This window comes from Nitrospirillum amazonense (assembly GCF_029594735.1).
Classification (GTDB): domain Bacteria; phylum Pseudomonadota; class Alphaproteobacteria; order Azospirillales; family Azospirillaceae; genus Nitrospirillum; species Nitrospirillum amazonense.
Genome location: NZ_JARPAF010000002.1, coordinates 2,224,560 through 2,242,346 on the forward strand (window position 1 = coordinate 2,224,560; position 17,787 = coordinate 2,242,346).

General features: G+C 68.1%; 15 protein-coding genes, 1 tRNA gene and 1 pseudogene. 8 read left to right on the forward strand and 9 right to left on the reverse strand.

The window, feature by feature from the left end:
* Window positions 1-209: 209 nt before the first annotated feature.
* From P5F91_RS16230 to ggt, 3 genes are all read left to right on the forward strand, one after another.
* Window positions 210-1,655: a sigma-54-dependent transcriptional regulator gene (locus tag P5F91_RS16230; RefSeq protein WP_145611548.1), complete on the forward strand. Its 1,446-nt coding sequence runs from the start codon at window positions 210-212 to the stop codon at window positions 1,653-1,655.
* A gap of 293 nt (window positions 1,656-1,948) precedes the next feature.
* Window positions 1,949-2,527, forward strand: coding sequence for a cold-shock protein (locus P5F91_RS16235; protein ID WP_277907611.1), 579 nt, complete (start codon window positions 1,949-1,951; stop codon window positions 2,525-2,527).
* A 304-nt stretch (window positions 2,528-2,831) separates the two neighbouring features.
* Window positions 2,832-4,664 carry a gamma-glutamyltransferase gene (gene ggt, locus P5F91_RS16240; RefSeq protein WP_277907612.1) on the forward strand — a complete coding sequence of 611 codons (1,833 nt, stop codon included), beginning with the start codon at window positions 2,832-2,834 and terminating at the stop codon, window positions 4,662-4,664.
* 133 nt (window positions 4,665-4,797) lie between these two features.
* On the opposite strand, the gene P5F91_RS16245 is transcribed toward ggt, so the two are convergent.
* Window positions 4,798-5,763 carry an RNA polymerase factor sigma-32 gene (locus P5F91_RS16245; protein WP_145611545.1) on the reverse strand — a complete coding sequence of 322 codons (966 nt, stop codon included), beginning with the start codon at window positions 5,761-5,763 and terminating at the stop codon, window positions 4,798-4,800.
* A 366-nt stretch (window positions 5,764-6,129) separates the two neighbouring features.
* On the opposite strand from P5F91_RS16245, the gene P5F91_RS16250 reads away from it, so the two are divergent.
* Window positions 6,130-6,879, forward strand: a complete 750-nt coding sequence (locus tag P5F91_RS16250) for an enoyl-CoA hydratase-related protein (protein ID WP_145611543.1) — start codon at window positions 6,130-6,132, stop codon at window positions 6,877-6,879.
* Between the two features lie 160 nt (window positions 6,880-7,039).
* Here the strand turns inward: P5F91_RS16250 and P5F91_RS16255 are convergent.
* Window positions 7,040-7,114 (reverse strand) — tRNA-Val (locus tag P5F91_RS16255).
* Between the two features lie 866 nt (window positions 7,115-7,980).
* Between P5F91_RS16255 and P5F91_RS16260 the strand changes: the two are divergent.
* Window positions 7,981-8,979, forward strand: a pseudogene (locus P5F91_RS16260) (glucokinase); the annotation flags it as partial.
* A gap of 59 nt (window positions 8,980-9,038) precedes the next feature.
* Here the strand turns inward: P5F91_RS16260 and P5F91_RS16265 are convergent.
* Window positions 9,039-9,635, reverse strand: a complete 597-nt coding sequence (locus P5F91_RS16265) for a UbiX family flavin prenyltransferase (RefSeq protein WP_277907613.1) — start codon at window positions 9,633-9,635, stop codon at window positions 9,039-9,041.
* Window positions 9,636-9,849: 214 nt separating this feature from the next.
* On the opposite strand from P5F91_RS16265, the gene P5F91_RS16270 reads away from it, so the two are divergent.
* Window positions 9,850-10,938: an alkene reductase gene (locus tag P5F91_RS16270; RefSeq protein ID WP_277907614.1), complete on the forward strand. Its 1,089-nt coding sequence runs from the start codon at window positions 9,850-9,852 to the stop codon at window positions 10,936-10,938.
* 125 nt (window positions 10,939-11,063) lie between these two features.
* Here P5F91_RS16270 and P5F91_RS16275 read toward each other — a convergent pair whose 3' ends face one another.
* Window positions 11,064-11,696 (reverse strand): DUF1013 domain-containing protein, encoded by a 633-nt coding sequence (locus P5F91_RS16275; protein ID WP_145611537.1) that lies wholly within the window; start codon window positions 11,694-11,696, stop codon window positions 11,064-11,066.
* A 216-nt stretch (window positions 11,697-11,912) separates the two neighbouring features.
* On the reverse strand, window positions 11,913-12,890 hold the full coding sequence (locus tag P5F91_RS16280) for an NAD(P)H-quinone oxidoreductase (RefSeq protein ID WP_145611535.1): 978 nt from the start codon (window positions 12,888-12,890) through the stop codon (window positions 11,913-11,915).
* A 140-nt stretch (window positions 12,891-13,030) separates the two neighbouring features.
* On the opposite strand from P5F91_RS16280, the gene P5F91_RS16285 reads away from it, so the two are divergent.
* Window positions 13,031-13,216 carry a DUF1192 domain-containing protein gene (locus P5F91_RS16285; RefSeq protein WP_040847295.1) on the forward strand — a complete coding sequence of 62 codons (186 nt, stop codon included), beginning with the start codon at window positions 13,031-13,033 and terminating at the stop codon, window positions 13,214-13,216.
* 142 nt (window positions 13,217-13,358) lie between these two features.
* Here the strand turns inward: P5F91_RS16285 and P5F91_RS16290 are convergent, their stop codons facing one another.
* A complete protein-coding gene (locus P5F91_RS16290; RefSeq protein ID WP_338424077.1) occupies window positions 13,359-14,096 on the reverse strand; it encodes a class I SAM-dependent methyltransferase in 738 nt (245 codons plus the stop codon).
* A 198-nt stretch (window positions 14,097-14,294) separates the two neighbouring features.
* On the opposite strand from P5F91_RS16290, the gene P5F91_RS16295 reads away from it, so the two are divergent.
* Window positions 14,295-15,110, forward strand: a complete 816-nt coding sequence (locus P5F91_RS16295) for a helix-turn-helix transcriptional regulator (RefSeq protein WP_277907616.1) — start codon at window positions 14,295-14,297, stop codon at window positions 15,108-15,110.
* On the opposite strand, the gene P5F91_RS16300 is transcribed toward P5F91_RS16295, so the two are convergent.
* Genes P5F91_RS16300 through bioB form a run of 3 tightly spaced genes read right to left on the reverse strand, consistent with a single transcriptional unit; the run spans window position 15,111 to window position 17,703 of the window.
* Window positions 15,111-15,326 carry a ribbon-helix-helix domain-containing protein gene (locus P5F91_RS16300; protein WP_145611530.1) on the reverse strand — a complete coding sequence of 72 codons (216 nt, stop codon included), beginning with the start codon at window positions 15,324-15,326 and terminating at the stop codon, window positions 15,111-15,113.
* Window positions 15,323-16,624, reverse strand: a complete 1,302-nt coding sequence (locus tag P5F91_RS16305; protein ID WP_145611528.1) for an adenosylmethionine--8-amino-7-oxononanoate transaminase — start codon at window positions 16,622-16,624, stop codon at window positions 15,323-15,325. The genes P5F91_RS16300 and P5F91_RS16305 overlap by 4 nt, the downstream gene beginning before the upstream one ends.
* Before the next feature lie 2 nt (window positions 16,625-16,626).
* Window positions 16,627-17,703: a biotin synthase BioB gene (gene bioB / locus P5F91_RS16310; RefSeq protein WP_422394469.1), complete on the reverse strand. Its 1,077-nt coding sequence runs from the start codon at window positions 17,701-17,703 to the stop codon at window positions 16,627-16,629.
* Window positions 17,704-17,787 lie beyond the last annotated feature (84 nt).

The window sequence follows — 17,787 nt, forward strand, 5'->3', positions numbered from 1 at the left end:
GCGGAAACATATTGTACAGCCATTGCGTGACGGTTGAAATGGCCATGCTGAAACGCGCGCGCGGCCCGTTAACACCTGGACAGGCGGAAATTTGCCTCCCCCTATGCTCCTGTACGCCGTGCGCGCCGTGAATACGCTACGGCACCAGCGCTTTACGTTGCACACTTGTCCCCGGTCCCCGCATGCCACCCGCCACACCAGATAGGCCCATGACCGAGTCGGATCTCAACCGGGTGCTGCTCGTCGAGGACACCGCCCCCCTGGCGCGGGTCTACACCGAATACCTGCATAGCGAGGGGTACGAGGTGGAGCACCAGGAAACGGGGGCCCAGGCGCTGGAAAGCCTGCGCCTGCGGCAGCCGGGCGCCCTGGTGCTGGACCTGAAGCTGCCGGACATCGATGGGCTGGAGGTGCTGCGCACCGCGCGGGAGAGCCACCCCGACCTGCCGGTCATCGTGGTGACGGCCCACGGCTCCATCAGCGTGGCGGTGGAGGCCATGCGCGACGGCGCCTTCGATTTCCTGGTGAAGCCCTTCACCGCGGCCCGCCTGATCGTCACCGTGCGCAACGCGCTGGAGCGGCGGCGCCTGACCCGCATCGTCGCCCATTACCGACGAGAGCTGGACCGGGGCAGCTTTCATTCCTTCGTCGGCGCCTCCACCCCCATGCAGACTGTCTACCGCCTGATCGAAAGCGTGGCGCCCAGCCGGGCCAGCGTCTTCCTCACGGGCGAGAGCGGCACGGGCAAGGAGTTGGCGGCCGACGCCATCCACCGCTGCAGCCCCCGCCGCGACCATCCCTTCATTGCCATCAACTGCGCCGCCATCCCCAAGGATCTTCTGGAAAGCGAGATCTTCGGCCATGTGAAAGGCGCCTTCACGGGGGCGGTCGGCGACCGCGCGGGCGCCGCGCGCCAGGCCGACGGCGGCACCCTGTTCCTGGACGAGGTGTGCGAGATGCCGATGGAGCTGCAGGCCAAGATCCTGCGCTTCGTCCAGACCGGCACCTTCCAGCCGGTGGGCGGCACGCAGATGGAGAAGGTGGACGTCCGCTTCATTTCCGCCACCAACCGCGATCCGCTGGCCGAGGTGGCGGCCGGCCGGTTCCGCGAGGATTTGTACTACCGCCTGCACGTGGTTCCCATCCACCTGCCGCCCTTGCGCGAGCGGGAGGGCGACGTCTGCCTGATCGCCCGCCACTTCCTTGCGGACATGGCGAAGGAGGAGGGCAAGGCCTTCCAGCGCCTGGACAGCGATGCCGAATCGGCGCTGATGGCCTATGACTTCCCCGGCAACGTCCGGCAGCTGCAGAACATCCTGCGCAACGTGGTCGTCCTGAACGACGGGGCCGCCGTCACCCGCGCCATGTTGCCGGAACCGCTGCGCAGCGCCACGGCGGACGCCACAGCGCGCCGGAACCCGCCTGAGTCCGCCGCCGCACCATCCCCGGAGAGGCCGCCGGCCGGAGAGGCCGCCGCGGACCCGCTGGCCTCCTCAACCGAGGTCGTGCCCCTGTGGCAGCTGGAAAAGCAGGCGATTCAACGTGCGCTTGCGCTGACGGGCGACGATGTGCCCCGGGCCGCGGCGCTGTTGGAAATCAGCCCGTCGACCATTTATCGCAAGCTTCAGCAGTGGAAAATTAAGATCACCGGCTGATCAAAGAAGAGCCCCCATATCTGGGGCCCGGGCGCCAGAATTGCTACCCGTTATTGCGGCCTGTTCAGGTTGATGGCGCAAGTGCGCCCAGCGGGGCGCAGCTACCTCCGAAATGACTTGGGCATCTGGCATCGCATGGCTGGTGCAGTCCCGTTTTTTTCGGTATAAGCTCCCACACAGGAGAGAATCCTGCGCAGCCAGATCCGGCTTGGGAGGGGCGCGTGTTAGGGCCTTTCCTTGCGACCGGTGCCCCCGGCCAAGCACTTTATCGACTACATTCGAGTTCAAATCACATGTATGAGCGCCGTTCTCCGCAGAGCCCGCAGATCACCCGCCGGGGCGTCAACGCCACCGTCAAGTGGTACAACCCCACGAAAGGTTTTGGTTTCGTGACCCTGTCCGACGGGTCGCCGGACGCCTTCTTGCACGCTTCCGTCGTGCAGGCCTTCGGCCATGACAGCCTGGCGGACGGCACCACCATCAATTGCGACCTGTCCCAGGGCCAGAAGGGCCCGCAGGTTGCCGCCATCCACAGCGTGGATGAGTCCACTGCCACCCCCGGCGGCGGCGGCGGCATGGGCGGTGGCATGGGCGGCGGTCGCCGCGACAGCTTCGGTGGTGGCGCCCCGCGCCGCGCCGGCGGCTGGGAAGCCAGCGGCCCGACCGAGACCGTTGAAGGCACTGTGAAGTTCTACAGCGCCGACAAGGGCTTCGGTTTCGTGACCCCCGATGGCGGCGGGAAGGACGTGTTCGTCCACATCACCGCGCTGGAGCGTTCGGGCGTCCGCGCCCTGACGCCGGAGCAGCGGGTGCGCCTGACGACCAGCATGGGTCAGAAGGGTCCGAAGGCCAATCGCGTGGAAGTCCTCTAATCCATCCGATCTGGTAGAACGGGATTGACGGCGCCGGGAAACCCCGGCGCCGGATTTCCTGTTTCCTGACAGATGGATTCGTCCTCGACCCGCTGGCACCTGGCAATATCCCTTTCGGGATCAGCCGGGTGTCGGCGTTGGGGAGCTTAATTCGCGGGCCGGAGACACGGAGCGCGCCGTCCAGCCGGACGGCGCGTTTTGTTTTGCCCCCATGGTAGCGGTAGCAGGGCGCGACGGCGTGTCTCCCCCCCTTGGCTGCCTCTCCCCTGTTTCCTGGCCGGCGGCGGCATGCCATTGTTGCGGCATGCATAAAAAGCCCCGGCAGCTCGCCCCCGCCTTCACCCGCCGCCCAATCAGCGCCGCCCTTCTGGCCGGCGCACTGGTCCTGGCACCGCTGGCGGCGGTCGGCCCGGCCCATGCCCAGGGTGGCGACCCGGAACTGGCCTCGCCCTTCACGCCACGACCGGTGGTGCGCACCAAGTCGGACATGGTGGTGGCGGCGAACCCGCTGGCGGCGGAGGCCGGGCACGCCATGCTGCGACAGGGCGGCAGCGCCGTGGACGCGGCCATCGCCGTGCAACTGGTGCTGGGCCTGGTCGAGCCGCAATCCTCCGGACTGGGCGGTGGCGGCTATATGCTGATCTGGGATCCCAAGACCAAGAAGCTGGTGTCCCTGGATGGACGGGAAACGGCGCCCGCAGGGTCCGCCGCCGATCGCTTCGTCGGCCCCGACGGCCGGCCCATGCCGCTGATGCGCGCCTTCGACGGCGGCCGCGCCGTGGGCACCCCCGGCATCCCCGCCCTGCTGGCGGAGGCGCACAAGCGCTATGGCAAGCTGCCCTGGGCCACCCTGTTCCAGCCGGCCATCCAGCTGGCCCGCGACGGCTTCGTCGTCAGCCCGCGCCTGGCCCTGTTGCTGAAGGGGCTGACGCCGCAGCTGAAGGACCGGCCCGACATGCTGGCCCTGTTCTTCCATGCCGGGCCCGACGGCAGCCTGACACCGCTGCAGGCCGGGGAGACTTTCCGCAACCCGGCCATGGCCCACACGCTGGAGGTGTTGGCCGCGCAGGGCCCCGATGCCTACTACCACGGCATCCTGGGCCAGGATCTGGCCAAGCACCTGGCCGACAGCGCCCTCCCCGCTAACACACCCGGGGGGTCTCCCGCCCTGGTCACCGCCCAGGATCTGGCGGCTTACAAGGTCGAGGAACGCGATCCCCTGTGCACGCCCTACCGCCAGTGGACGGTGTGCAGCATGGGCCCCAGCAGTTCCGGCGGCATCGCCATCGTGGAGATGCTGGGCCTGCTGGAACATTTCGACATGAAGGGCCTGGGCAAGGACTCCCCCACCGCCTGGCACCTGATGGTGGAGGCCAGCCGCCTGGCCTACGCCGACCGCGACCTCTATGTCGGCGATCCCGCCTTCGTCACCGTGCCCAAGGGGCTGCTGGACAAGGGCTACCTGGCCGAGCGCGCCAAGCTGATCGACCCGGCGCACGCGGCCAAGGGCCCCGTGTCCGCCGGCGTGCCACCGCAGAAGCAGGGTGCGCTGTACGGCCCCGGATGGCAGGCGGATATTCCATCGACCTCGCACATGTCCCTGATGGACGACAGCGGCATGGCCGTGTCCTTCACCACGTCGGTGGAGTTCGCCTTCGGCTCGGGCATGGCGGTGGACGGCTATGTGCTGAACAACCAGCTGACCGACTTCTCCTTCATCCCCACCAGCCCGGGCACAGGCCTACCCGTGGCCAACGCCGTGGCGGCGGGCAAGCGTCCGCGATCGTCCATGGCGCCCACCATCGTCTTCGACCGGGCGGGCAAGCCCCTGCTGCTGGTTGGCTCGCCCGGCGGGCCGGCCATCATCGGCTATGTCGCGGAAACCATCGTGGCGGCGCTGGACTGGGGCCTGGACGCGCAGGAGGCGGTCAGCCTGCCGCGCATCGTCAACCGCAACGGCACCACCGCCTTGGAAAGCGGCCCCTGGGCCCCGCCCCTGAAGGCTGGGCTGGAAGCACTGGGCCAGACGGTGGAGCTTAAGTCCATGCCCAGCGGCCTGCACGTCATCAAGCGCACCGCCACCGGCCTGGAAGGCGGCGTAGATCCCCGCCGCGAGGGGCTGGCGGCGGGGGACTGAAGCGCCGCCGCCATTTTCATTTTTTGACTAGGCCGCGACTGCGGCCGCCGGAGCGAGCACCGAGGGGCGCAGCGAGGACAAGGCAAGCGGGCGCTTGCCCGCGCCCGCCGCTTGAGGGGACTCAGATCAAACCTCAAGCCGCCGAGCGGGCGGCTTGGGCCATGATGTCGTTGGCGGTGGGCACGCGGCCCATGCCAGACTTCGCGCGCTTGGCCGCCATGGGCAGGATGGGGGCGGTGATGGTGCCGCCCTCGGCCGCGCGGCGCACGCTGCGCGCCACCTTGCTGTAGGCGCCGGTCTCGATCTGGCGGATTCGTTCCTTGCTGACGCCGTAATGCTGGGCCAGCCGCTCCAGCGTCACCGGTTCGTCCGCCAGGTTGCGGGAAATGAAGATGTGGCGCTCGCGGTCGCCCAGCGCCTTCAACGCATCCAGCATGAGGCCCTTACGCTGGCGCAGCTCACTGCCTTCGGCCAGGCGGCTTTCCACCGATTCGGTATCGTCGGCCAGCAGGTCCATGGCCTCTTGGTCATTATCCTCGCCCATGGAGACATTCAGGGAGGCGACGGGGGTGGCGAAGCGATGCTCCATCTCCCGCACTTCCTCCACCGTGGCGTCCATCTCCACCGCGATGCGCTCCGCCTCCTCGTCCGTCATCATGCGGTCGTGGACGCCCAGCCGGCGCTGGGCTTGGCGCAGGTTGAAGAACAAGCGCTTCAGGGCGGCGGTGTTGCCCCCCTTCAGCATGGACCAATTGTGCAGGACGTAGGACTGCACCTCCGCCCGGATCCACCACAGCGCGTAGGTGGCGAGGCGGAAACCGCGCGACGGGTCGAACCGCTGCACCGCCTTCACCAAGCCGATGTTGGCCTCAGACACCAGGTCACCCACGGGCAGGCCGGACCGGGCATAACGGGAGGCGATCTTGATGGCCAGCCGCATATGACTGTGCACCAGCTCGTCGGCGGCGCGCTGGTCCTGGCTGGCGGTCCAGCGGTTGGCCAGCTCAAGCTCACGCTCGGGCGACAGCATGGGATAGCGGTTGGCCTGGGCCGTGTAGGCCCGCAGCAGGTCGACCGACTCAGAAGAGAATGAACCCATCGCCCGTCCCCTTTCAGTACCGTCCTGGCCGCACATCGGCGCCGGACTTGGCCCAGAGTGAGGTGGTGGGGGCAGCAAAACCGACGCGCCCCGTTCACCACGCTGTCATCTTTTGCTGGGACATCTAAAGATTGGGTTAACAGCCTTGAACAAGCACGCGGCATACCCAACGCCCTTTCAACCGCCGCCGCGAACGGATGGTTCCGGCGCGCTTGGCGCCTCTGCGGCGGGCCACCCGAAGTGAATGTCATCATGCAAGCCTTGCCCGCCGTGCCCGGCTGCGGCAGCATCCCGGGATAAGCAATCACTAACCGCCGGGCCGGACGCCGCAGCGCCGCCGCCGGGGACACCTTGGGAGATGAGAAGATGAGTCAAGCCGCGGTCCTGGTGGAGGACGGGAACGGGGTCCGCACCCTGGTGCTGAACCGGCCGGAGAAGCGCAACGCCCTGACCGGTGCCATGTATTCGGCCCTGGCCGAGGCCCTGACCGGCGCCGCCACGGATGACGCCGTGGGCGCGGTGCTGATCCAGGGATCGGGCGGCAGCTTCACCGCCGGCAACGACCTGGCGGACTTCCTGGCCGGACCGCCGCTGTCAGCCGACACCCCGGTGATGCGCTTCCTGCGCGCGCTGGCCACATTCCCCAAGCCCGTGGTGGCGGCGGTGGAAGGCCACGCGGTGGGCGTCGGCACCACCCTGCTGATGCATTGCGACCTGGTCTACGCCGCCCCCACCGCGCACTTCGCCATGCCCTTCGTCAGCCTGGGCCTGGTCCCGGAGGCGGGTTCCAGCGTGCTGGCCGCCCGGCTGCTGGGCCACCCCCGCGCCGCCGCCATGCTGATGGCGGGTGAGGCGCTGACGGCCGACGCGGCGGAGGCGGCGGGTCTGATCAACGCCGTCATCCCCACGGAAACGCTTTATGAGCATGCGGCGGCCAAGGCGGCGGCGCTGGCGGCCAAGCCACGCGCGGCCATGGCCAACACCAAGGCCCTGATGCGCCATGATACGCCCCAGGTGCTGGAGGCCATGGCGCGTGAGGCCACCCTCTTCGCCCAGGCACTGACCAGCCCCGAGGCCAAGGCCGCCTTCCAGGCCTTCCTGTCCAAAAGCCGCTGATGGGGCTATCCCGCCCGTGTCCCTGAGCGTCTGGGATGCGGGCGGGCCGCGCCTCGGGCATCGCCCCGTTGACACCATCGGTCCTGTCCGGACCAGAAACACAAAAGCCGCGTCCGGTTGCCCGTCACGGCTTTAACGTACTGATCTTGCTGGGGAAGGATGGTGGGCGCGACAGGGATTGAACCTGTGACCCCTACCATGTCAAGGTAGTGCTCTCCCGCTGAGCTACGCGCCCATCCTTCGAAATCCGCCGATTTTTGCGGGGCCCCGTTGCCGGGGTCATCGGCGTGGGCGGCTGTGTAGCATCGCCCGAACCGGCTGGCAACCCTTCTGTTTCATCAAATCGAAAATTTTCTTCCCCGGGCCGCTGAAGGCCGACGACCGCCTTGAAGACATAGGGCAGACGCCGTGGGCGAACGCCGTCGTCGCGGGGAACTGAAAGGTCGCAATGGAACCGTGGGGTTCATCTCCCCCAGCCGTGGTGACGCTACCGGTGCCCCACACGCAGCTCACCGCGCGCAGTGGGCGGCCGGGGCGCCAAAACAGTCCGCGTCACTTGGGGTACAGGATGGGTCGGTCGGATCTCCCCCAGCAGACAGCGGCGGAAAAGGCCCAGGACCCCGGAAATAAAGAAGGCCGCGCCTATCGGCGCGGCCTTGAGTTTAGGGAGGAAACGCCCAAGAAGTGCGTTACGACAGAACCACAATCGCGGCCATGTCGCACTGCACAATATGCCGATCGAGGGCCGGTTGATCAAGCGGAAAATGCACCACGGGCGAAGAATCTTGATTATTCAGTCGATTGCCTGGGGCCAGTGAAAATCGGCTTACTCCGACCGTTGTGCGACGCAACACATTGATTCAAGAGAACATCATGTAATTGCGTTACATCGCAAGAGCGCCCTATGCCCCAATTTTCTTACACCAATGATATTGACAGCGCTGTCTCCGCCACGCTCTAAGTCGGGTGCGGAAAACGCGCGCGGGCGGGGTTTCCCCCCGGGCGCGTCCCCTATCTGTATAATGGGGTACGCATCCCGGCGGCCGGATATAAGGCCGGCCGGTCGGTGGAACGGGAAGGAAACGGAAAAGGAAGGCGTCACCCATGCAGGGCCTCTCGCTCTTGGCGGACATCGGCGGCACCAACGCCAGGTTTGCCCTCTCCGAATCCTCGGAAACGGCGCCGCACGATGCCCACGCCGCCAGCATTTCGGGCGTGCGCATCCTGCCCTGCGCCGACTACCCCTCGCTGGAAGCGGCAGCGGAGGCCTATCTGGCACTGGAGGCGCCGGGCGCCCGGCCCAAGCAGGCCGCCATTGCCCTGGCGGGGCCCGTAACCGGCGACCGCATCCGCATGACCAACCTGCCGTGGGAATTCTCGATCGACGGCGTGCGCCGCTCGCTGTCGCTGGACCGACTGGAGGTCGTCAACGACTTCACCGCTGTGGCCCTGTCCATTCCCGCCCTGGGCCCCGACGACCGGGCGCAGGTAGGGGACGGCGCGCCCGTGGCGGACGCACCCATCGCCGTCCTGGGCCCGGGCAGCGGCCTGGGCGTCTCATCCCTGATTCCACGCAAGCGCAGCAACGGCCAGCCCGGCTGGACCGCGCTGGCGACGGAAGGCGGCCACGTCACCATGGCCCCGGTGAATGACCGGGAGTCGGCCATCCTGGCGGTGCTGCGCAAGCAGTTCGACCATGTGTCGGCGGAACGCGTGCTGTCCGGCCCCGGCCTGGTCAACCTGTATGAGGCCGTGTGCCTGGCCGACGGCAAGGAGCCGGCGCGCCTGACCGCCGCCCAGGTCACGGCGGCGGCTACCACCCATGCCGGCGACCCGGCGTGCATCGAGGCGCTGGAAACCTTCTGCGGCATGCTTGGTACCGTGGCCGGCAACCTGGCCCTGTCCATCGGCGCGCGCGGCGGTGTCTACATCGCCGGCGGCATCGCGCCGCGCATCCTGTCCTTCTTCACCCACAGCCGCTTCCGCAAGCGTTTCGTGGAAAAGGGCCGCATGCGCGACTATCTGGGTCCCATCCCCACCTACGTGGTGACCCACCCGCTGCCTGCTTTCCTGGGCCTGACGGCCAAGCTGGACGGCTAAAAAGAAAAGAGCGCCACGGGCCCCGCGGCGCTCTTTTCTTTTTAGCTCCAGGAGCTCTCTCACCCGATCTCTGCATCCTCGGGCGGCACCTCGCCCCAGCGGCGCAGTCGACCGCTGTCGATGTCGAACAGGTCCAGGATGCGGCCGACGGTATGATCCACCAGCTCGTCCACGCTGGCCGGCCGGATGTACATGGCCGGCACCGGCGGGGCGATGATGGCCCCCATCTCGGCCAGCGCCGTCAGGGTGCGCAAATGGCCCAGGTGCAGGGGCGTTTCCCGCACCATCAGCACCAGGCGCCGCCGTTCCTTCAGCACCACGTCCGCCGCCCGGGTCAGCAGGCTGGAGGTCACGCCGGTGGCGATCTCGCTCATGCTGCGGATGGAACAGGGCGCGATGACCATGCCCAGGGTGCGGAAGCTGCCGCTGGAGATGGATGCCCCCACGTCGGCGATGGCGTGATTGACATCCGCCAGGGCCCGCACCTCGGCGGGCTTCATATCCGTCTCATGCGCCAGCGTCATCTCCGCCGAGCGGCTCATCACCAGGTGGGTTTCGATGGGCAGGGAGCGCAGGGTTTCCAGCAGGCGCACGCCGTATCGCACGCCGGAGGCGCCGCTGATGCCGACGATGAGGCGGGAGGGGGCGTTGGTCATGATGCTGGGATGTAGCGCCGCCCCGGCGCCGCCGTCCACCGGAATTGTTTTTGGATGAAACAACGGCCGTCAGGACGGACGCGCCATTATCTCCCAATCGTGAAGGGTCATGTCGCGACGGCGGACTTAAAGGGACACCGTCGTGGACCTATGTTCATGGGCGTGCCGTTAACCATGGCCTCTCAAGCCATCCCCAGAAGGAACGGGTTCGACCATGACCACCACTCCCGATCTTTTCGCGCCCGCCCATATCGGCGCCATCCCCGTCGCCAACCGCATCGCCATGGCGCCCCTGACGCGGGCCCGCGCCGGCATGGACGGGGTGCACACCCCCCTGGCCGTGGACTACTACCGCCAGCGCGCCACCGCCGGCCTGATCATCACCGAGGCCACCAACATCTCGCGCCAGGGGCGCGGCTACGCCTATACGCCCGGCATCTACACGCCGGAGCATGTGACGGCGTGGAAGGCGGTGACGGACGCCGTGCACCAGGCTGGCGGCCACATCGTGCTGCAGCTGTGGCACGTGGGCCGCATCTCCCACACCAGCCTGCAAGAGGGCGGGGCCGCCCCGGTGGCGCCCAGCGCCCTGCAGGCAGGCGGTGAGACCTATGTCGAGAACGGCTTCGCCCAGCCCTCCTCGCCCCGTGCCCTGGAGACGGCAGAGATCGCCGGCATCATCGACGACTACCGCAACGCCGCCCGCAACGCCAAGGCCGCCGGCTTCGACGGGGTGGAGGTGCACTCCGCCAACAACTACCTGCTGGAGCAGTTCATCCGCGACAGCACCAACCACCGCACCGACCGCTATGGCGGCAGCGTGGAGAACCGCACCCGCCTGACGGTGGAGGTGGCCCAGGCCGTAGCCGAGATCTGGGGACCGGACCGGGTGGGCGTGCGCCTGTCGCCCATCACCCAGGCGGCGGGCAACACCCCGCTGGACAGCGACCCCAACGGCACCTACGGATTCCTGGCCGAGCGGCTGGGTGAGTTGAACCTGGCCTATCTACATTGCGTGGAAGGGCAGACGCGCGGTCCCAATGGTGCCCAGAACTTCGACTTCCAGGCCCTGCGGAAAAAGTTCGGCGGCGGCTATATCGCCAACAACGGCTATGACCGCGACTTGGCGGCCCGCACCATCGCCGAGGGCCGTGCCGACATGGTGGCCTTCGGCCGTCCCTTCATCGCCAACCCCGACCTGGTGCACCGCCTGAAGACCGGCGCACCCCTGGCGCAGGCCCCGCAGGAGGCGTTCTACGGCGGCGGTGCCAAGGGCTACACGGACTGGCCCAGCGCTGCTTGACGCCGTTTGCCTCAACACCGGCATGACATCCTCATGCCGGTGGGGTGCGCGTGGAATTTCCGGAAAGGAAAAGGGCGGCCTCGCTTGGGGCCGCCCTTCTTCTATATCCGCGAGAGATCGGAGGATCAGTCCTCGATCTCCTCGTGTTCCTCATCCTCCAGGGCCGCCTGCTGTTCAGCCAGGGCGCGATCCTCGGCGGTTTCCAGCAGGGTGGTGGTCTCCAGCTCCGGCTCGGGCAGGCCACGGCGGGCACGGGACAGGGCGGCCTCCAGCTCACGCTGGCTGCACAGGCCCAGCAGCACGGGGCTGCGCGGCTTGATGTTGCTGGTGTTCCAGTGGGTCTTGTCGCGCACCGCGGCGATGGTCGGCTTCGTGGTGCCGATCAGGCGGGAAATGGCGGCGTCCGACAGTTCCGGATGATTCTTCAGCAGCCAGGCGATGCCATCGGGCTTGTCGCCGCGCTTGGTCACCGGGGTGTAGCGCGGGCCCTTGGCGCGCGCGATCGGCTGCGGCAGGTCGTGGATGCGAATCTGCAGCTTCAGGTCCGGGTTCTTTTCGCAGCGCTCGATCTCATCCTTGGTCAACTCGCCGTTGCCCACCGGATCGCGCCCGACCATGCCGATCGCCACCTCGCCATCGGCGATGGCCTGCACTTCCAGCGAGTGCATGCCGCAGAATTCGGCGATCTGCTCAAAGGACAGCGCGGTGTTCTCAACCAACCAGACCGCGGTCGCCTTCGGCATCAAGGGCAGTGCCATGCTTCCTCCTAACCCGTGGCGGAACGTTCCGCCAACACGCATCAAAACCCGTGAATAAGGTCGCGAAAAGCAATATCCGCCCGTCGCGCGGGCTGAAGGCCCCACGCAGCCGGACGGGAAACTGTGACGCGTACATGAGCTATATAGAGGCCCGCGACGGGCGAGGCCACGCCTTTTTATGGGCGCGCCTCCCCTTGCCGTAGAGTTTTTCCAGACTTAAACAGTCAGAACAATCTTCCCCACATGGCTGCTGCTTTCCATCAGCGCGTGCGCCGCCGCCGCCTCTTCCAGGGGGAAGGTCTTGAAGATGACCGGGCGGACCTCTCCCCGCGCCAGCAGCGGCCACACCTTTTCCGCCAAGCTGGCGGCGATGGCGGCCTTCTCCTCCGCCGAACGCGGGCGCAGCGTCGACCCGGTCAGGACCAGGCGCTTGGTCATCACCGGCGCCATGTTCAGCGTCACCTTGGGCCCGCGCAGGAAGGCGATGGTCACGTGGCGGCCCTGGTCGGCCAGGGCGTCGATGTTGCGCGGCACATAGTCGCCGCCCACCATGTCCAGAATAACGTCCACACCCCGGCCGCCGGTCGCCTCCTTCACCACGGCGACGAAATCCTCCGCCTTGTAGTCGATGCCGCGATCGGCGCCGATGTCCTCACAGGCCTTGGCCTTGTCCGGCCCACCGGCGGTGGCGAAGACGCGGGCGCCAAAGGCCTTGGCCAGCTGGATGGCCGTGGTGCCGATGCCGCTGGTGCCGCCATGGACCAGGAAGCTTTCCCCCGCCGCCAACCGGCCACGGTCGAAGACATTGGTCCAGACGGTGAAGAAGGTCTCCGGCAGGGCGGCCGCCTCCACCATGCTGAAGCCTTCCGGCACGGGCAGACACTGGCCGGCTGGCGCCACGGCATGGTCGGCATAGCCGCCACCGTTGACCAAGGCGCAGAGGGCATCACCCACCGTCCAACCCGTCACCCCCTCGCCCAGCGCGGCGACGGTGCCCGCCACCTCCAGCCCCGGCAGATCGGAGGCGCCGGGCGGCGGTGGGTAGCTGCCGGCGCGCTGCAGGCAATCCGGCCGGTTGACGCCGGCGGCTGCCACCCGGATCAGGATCTGGCCCGGACCGGGTTGCGGCGTCGGCCGCTCGATGGGCTTCAGAACCTCGGGACCGCCGGGTTGGGTGATGGCGATGGCACGCATGGTTGCAGGATCTCCGCGACTACGTCAGGCGGGGGATGGTCCCCTCGCCGCTTGGGGTCTTGCACCATGTAGGGCCCCGGCGGCACAGTGACAACCGACACGCCGGAGGGCCGACCCTCCACAGGAAAGGCAGCCGCCCCATGGACACCGACGACATCGCCCCGCCGCCGAGCCGCCCCAGCAGCTTCCTGGACATCGCCCGCCTGTCGGTGGGGGAACTGCGCGAATACCGCAACAGCCTGGAGGCGGAGATCGCGCGGGTGGACGACGCCATCAAGGCCAAGCAGGCCTCACTGAACGCCGCCGCCGCGTTTTTCAAAAGCTAGCGGCGGCATGAGCTTTCGCCTCACGCCGCCATGGGATGCGACCGCATCCGCCGGAGCTTTCCGGGAAGCCGAAGGCGAACTGGAAAGCGAGGAAGCCAAGCCCGCGGATGCGGGCGCCCGGCGACTGAGGACTTTCCAATAATCAAACCGGGACGGCCTCGAACGTCGCCGTATCCAGGGTGAAGGTGCCGTCGGCTTCGATGGCGAAATGCCCGGTGACGGCGTCCGCCATCCGCCCCTGCAGGGACCGGATGGCCGCCACATGGCTGTCCGGCGGGGTCATGCGCGCGATCCAACTGGCGAACTCCAGGCGCAGGCGCCGCTCCGTGACGCCCGTGACCCGGAAACCCGCCGCCGCCAGGGCCCGCCATTCCGCCACCGAATAATTGCGCACATGCGATGGGTCGCGCAGCAGCTCGATGCTTTGCAGGAAGGTGTCCAGCAGCGGCTGACCCGGCGTCACCACGTCCATGAAGACGGCGATGCCGCGCGGCTTCACCACCCGCCGCGCCTCCCGCAGGCCGGCCGCCAGATCCGGCCAGTGGTGGGCGCTATAGCGGCTGATCACCGCGCAAAAGTCGGCGTCACCGGCCGGCACGGCATCGGCGCGGCCCACCCGCGTCTCGATATTGGCCAGGCCCCGCCGACCAGCCTCCGCCGCCACGGCGTCCAGCATGTCGGGCGACAGGTCGCAGGCAACCACCTGGCCCACGTACGGCGCCACGGTGAAGGCGACATGCCCGCCGCCACAGCCCAAGTCCAGGACCGTCTTATAGCCCTTGCCCGCCACTAGGCTGGCCAACTGCCGCAAATCCTCCCCCTGGGCGTGGACGGCGCTGGCAACATAGGCGGCGGCCTGTGGCCCGAATTGGCCAGCCACCAGCGATTCCTGGTCGCGGCCCGCGGATGTTTGACCGGGCGTTTGAGGCGCGTGCTGGATGGTCATTCCCTACTCCGTTTCTTGGTCAAGATTGCCCCGGTTCGGCGGGGTGGAGCGCCAAGGTGACAGAGCCTTAAACTGGTACCAGATCCAGGTTTATACTGGTATCAACTGCTACCTCCTTAAAGGCCCGCGCCCATGGACATCCTGGATACCTCGAAACGGCGCGAGCTGGGGGAGTTCGTGCGGGCGCAGCGGGAACGGCTGTCACCGGCGGCCCTGGGCCTGGCGCCCGGGCCTCGCCGCCGCACGCCCGGCCTGCGGCGGGAGGAACTGGCGCAGCTGAGCGGCGTCAGCGTCACCTGGTACACCTGGATCGAGCAGGGCCGCGACGTCTCCATCTCCCCCGGCGCCCTGGCACGCCTGGCGGTGGCCCTGCGCCTGTCAGCGGCGGAGCGCGCCTATCTGTTCGACCTGGCAGGCAAGCGCGACCCGGACGAGGCGGCCGCCGGGGATGACGCGCCCGTGCCGGCGGCGCTGGACGCCCTGGTCCGGGGCGTCCCATACCCGGCCTATCTGCTGGACCGAACCTGGAACGCCCTGGCATGGAACGCCGCCGCGGCACGACTGTTCACCGGCTGGCTGGATCACGCCGGTGACCGTAACCAGTTGCGCTATCTGTTCCTGAACCCCGCCGCCCAGGCCCTGATCCCCGACTGGGCGGAACGGGCGCGGCGGGTGGTGGCGGAGTTCCGCGTGGACTATAGCCATCACCTGAACGATCCCGCCATGCGGGCCCTGGTGGCGGACGTCAGCCAGTGCAGCCCCCTGTTCGCCAACCTCTGGCACGCCCACGCGGTCACCGCCCGCGCTGGTGGCGAGCGCGCCTTCCAACACCCGGCCGACGGCCCCCTGCGCTATGAGCAGCTGACCTTCGCCCTGGCGGGGCATACGGATGTGAAGCTGGTGACGCTGGTGCCCATTGGGGTGCCCGCTGGGGTGCCGGCCGGTTGATCAGGCCGGGACCTTCCCCTTCACCCACAGCAGCGCCGCGACGCGAAGGGCGCTGGACAGGTTGCCGTCGCGGTTGCCGTCGACCTCTTCCACCAGGGCGTTGATCGACAGGCCGCGGGCCACGGCCATGTCCTTCAGCGTTTCCCAGAACGGCTCCTCCAGCGTCACGCTGGTGGGGTGGCCGGCGATCAGGACGGAACGCTTGCGCAGGGTCATGCGGTGGCTCGCTGATGCTCGGTCACGGCATCGACCACGGCCCGGGTGAGGAAAGCCAGGTCGTCGGTGTCCATGGTGTAGGACGGGGTGAGGTAGACGATGCGGCCGAAGGGCCGCACCCAGACCCCCCTGTCGATCAGGCGCCGCTTCAGCCTGTTCATGTCGGCAATACGCTCCAGCTCCACCACGCCGATGGCGCCTAGGGCGCGCACGTCGGTCACGCCGGGCAGGTCGCGGCAGGGCTCCAGGCCCGCCGCCAGGCCCCGGGAGAGGGCGGCCACCTGGGCCAGCCTGGGCTCGCTCTCGAACAGGTCGAGGGAGGCGTTGGCGGCGGCGCAGGCGAGCGGGTTGGCCATATAGGTGGGGCCGTGCATCAGGGCCGCCTGGGCGTTGTCCGACCAGAAGGCCTGGAAGATTCGGTCGCTGGCCACGGTGGCGGCCAGGGCCATGGTGCCGCCGGTCAAGGCCTTGGACAGGGTGATGATGTCGGGCACCACGCCGGCGGCCTCGCACGCGAACAGGGCGCCGGTGCGGCCGAAACCGGTGAAGATCTCATCGAAGATCAGCAGCAGGCCATGGCGGTCGGCAGCCGCGCGCAGGGTGCGCAGCACCTGGGAGTCGTGGAACAGCATGCCGCCCGCTCCCTGCACCAGGGGCTCCACCAGAATGGCGGACAGGGTGTGGGCATGGGCGGCCAGATCACGCTCGAACCGCGCCGTCGACTCCTCATCCACCGGCAGGTCCAGGATGAGATGTTCGGGCAGCAATCCGGCGAACAGACTGTGCATCCCCTCTTCCGGGTCGCACACCGCCATCGTGGCGATGGTGTCGCCGTGATAGCCGCCGCGGAAGGCCGCCAGCTTGGTGCGGCCGGGCACCCCCCGGTTCAGCCAATACTGCGTCGCCATCTTCATGGCGATCTCGACGGAGACGGAGCCGCTGTCGCAGAAGAACACGCGGTTGAGGTCGCCCGGCAGCATGGCCGCCAGGCGGCTGGCCAAGGTATAGGCCGGCTCATGCGCCAGGCCGCCGAACATGACGTGCGGCATGCGCGCCATCTGCTCGGCCACCTTCTCGCGGATGTGGGGGTGGTTGTAGCCGTGGCAGGCTGTCCACCAGCTGGCCACCCCATCCACCAGCCGCCGGCCATCGGCCAGGGTCAGGCGCACCCCCTCCGTCGCCACCACAGGCAGGGGCGGCAGCGCCGTCTTCATCTGGGTGTAGGGCAGCCAGATGTGCCGGCCGCCCTGCTGAAACCAATTATTATTCCGGTCGGGAAACGACCCAGGTCTGCCCATGATCAGTGGCCGCACGCCCCGGAACAGGCATCCGCGGCGTGGCCGGCGTGCTCCTCGTCGGCGCAGCCTTCTTCCACAATATCCATGGTGGTCATGCCCAGGCGGGCCAGCAGCCGCTTGTCATGGTCGGCCACCGGGTTGGCGGTGGTCAGCAACTTCGGCCCGTAGAAGATGGAGTTGGCGCCGGCCAGGAAGCACAGGGCCTGGGTCTCGTCGCTCATGCCCTCGCGGCCGGCGGACAAACGCACCATGGAGGCCGGCATGGTGATGCGGGCCACGGCGATGGTGCGCACGAAATCGAGGGCGTCCAGCGCGTCCTTGCCGCCCAGGGGCGTGCCGTCCACCTTCATCAGCATGTTGATCGGCACGCTCTCGGGGTGCTGCGGCAGGGTGGCCAGCGTGTGGATCATGCCCACGCGGTCGGTCAGATCCTCGCCCATGCCGACGATGCCGCCGCAGCAGACGTTGATGCCGGCCTCACGCACGTTGGCCAGCGTGTCCAGCCGATCCTGGTAGGTGCGGGTGGTGATGACGTTGCCGTAGTACTCGGGCGAGGTATCGATGTTGTGGTTGTAATAGTCCAGGCCCGCCTCCTTCAGGCGCAGGGCCTGGCCGGCGTTCAGCATGCCCAGCGTGACGCACGATTCCATGCCCAGGGCCTTCACACCCTCGACCATGGCGCAGACCGATTCCAGATCCTGGTCCTTAGGGCTGCGCCAGGCGGCCCCCATGCAGAAGCGGGTGGCGCCGGCATCCTTGGCGGCCTTGGCCTCGGCCAGCACCTTCTGCACCTCCATGAGCTTGGACGCCTTCAGGCCCGTCTCATGGTGCGCGCTCTGCGAGCAGTAGCCGCAGTCCTCCGGGCAGCCGCCGGTCTTGATGGACAGCAGGGTGGAGATTTGGACCTGGGTGGGATCGAAGCGACGGCGATGCACGGCGGCGGCCCGGAACACCAGCTCGGTGAAGGGCAGGTCGAACAGCGCCTGGATCTCGGCGCGCGTCCAGTCGTTGCGCACGTCGTCGCTCTCCATGACAGGGGCGGAGAAGGCGGCGGGGCGGCTGATGTCGATGGCGGTCACGGGTGCGTTTCCTTGGGGGATACCGGGGCAATACCGGGGCCGGGCCGAAGCTCAAGGCCAGCCCGCACCTAACGGCAGCGGCGG

Coding starts and splice junctions, on each gene's coding strand:
- P5F91_RS16235 (WP_277907611.1), top strand. CDS start 1,949: ATGTATGAGCGCCGTTCTCCGCAGAGCCCGCAGATCACCCGCCGGGGC.
- ggt (WP_277907612.1), top strand. CDS start 2,832: ATGCATAAAAAGCCCCGGCAGCTCGCCCCCGCCTTCACCCGCCGCCCA.
- P5F91_RS16300 (WP_145611530.1), bottom strand. CDS start 15,326: ATGACCCTGCGCAAGCGTTCCGTCCTGATCGCCGGCCACCCCACCAGC.
- P5F91_RS16270 (WP_277907614.1), top strand. CDS start 9,850: ATGACCACCACTCCCGATCTTTTCGCGCCCGCCCATATCGGCGCCATC.
- P5F91_RS16280 (WP_145611535.1), bottom strand. CDS start 12,890: ATGCGTGCCATCGCCATCACCCAACCCGGCGGTCCCGAGGTTCTGAAG.
- P5F91_RS16265 (WP_277907613.1), bottom strand. CDS start 9,635: ATGACCAACGCCCCCTCCCGCCTCATCGTCGGCATCAGCGGCGCCTCC.
- P5F91_RS16230 (WP_145611548.1), top strand. CDS start 210: ATGACCGAGTCGGATCTCAACCGGGTGCTGCTCGTCGAGGACACCGCC.
- P5F91_RS16275 (WP_145611537.1), bottom strand. CDS start 11,696: ATGGCACTGCCCTTGATGCCGAAGGCGACCGCGGTCTGGTTGGTTGAG.
- P5F91_RS16305 (WP_145611528.1), bottom strand. CDS start 16,624: ATGGGCAGACCTGGGTCGTTTCCCGACCGGAATAATAATTGGTTTCAG.
- P5F91_RS16245 (WP_145611545.1), bottom strand. CDS start 5,763: ATGGGTTCATTCTCTTCTGAGTCGGTCGACCTGCTGCGGGCCTACACG.
- P5F91_RS16295 (WP_277907616.1), top strand. CDS start 14,295: ATGGACATCCTGGATACCTCGAAACGGCGCGAGCTGGGGGAGTTCGTG.
- P5F91_RS16285 (WP_040847295.1), top strand. CDS start 13,031: ATGGACACCGACGACATCGCCCCGCCGCCGAGCCGCCCCAGCAGCTTC.
- P5F91_RS16250 (WP_145611543.1), top strand. CDS start 6,130: ATGAGTCAAGCCGCGGTCCTGGTGGAGGACGGGAACGGGGTCCGCACC.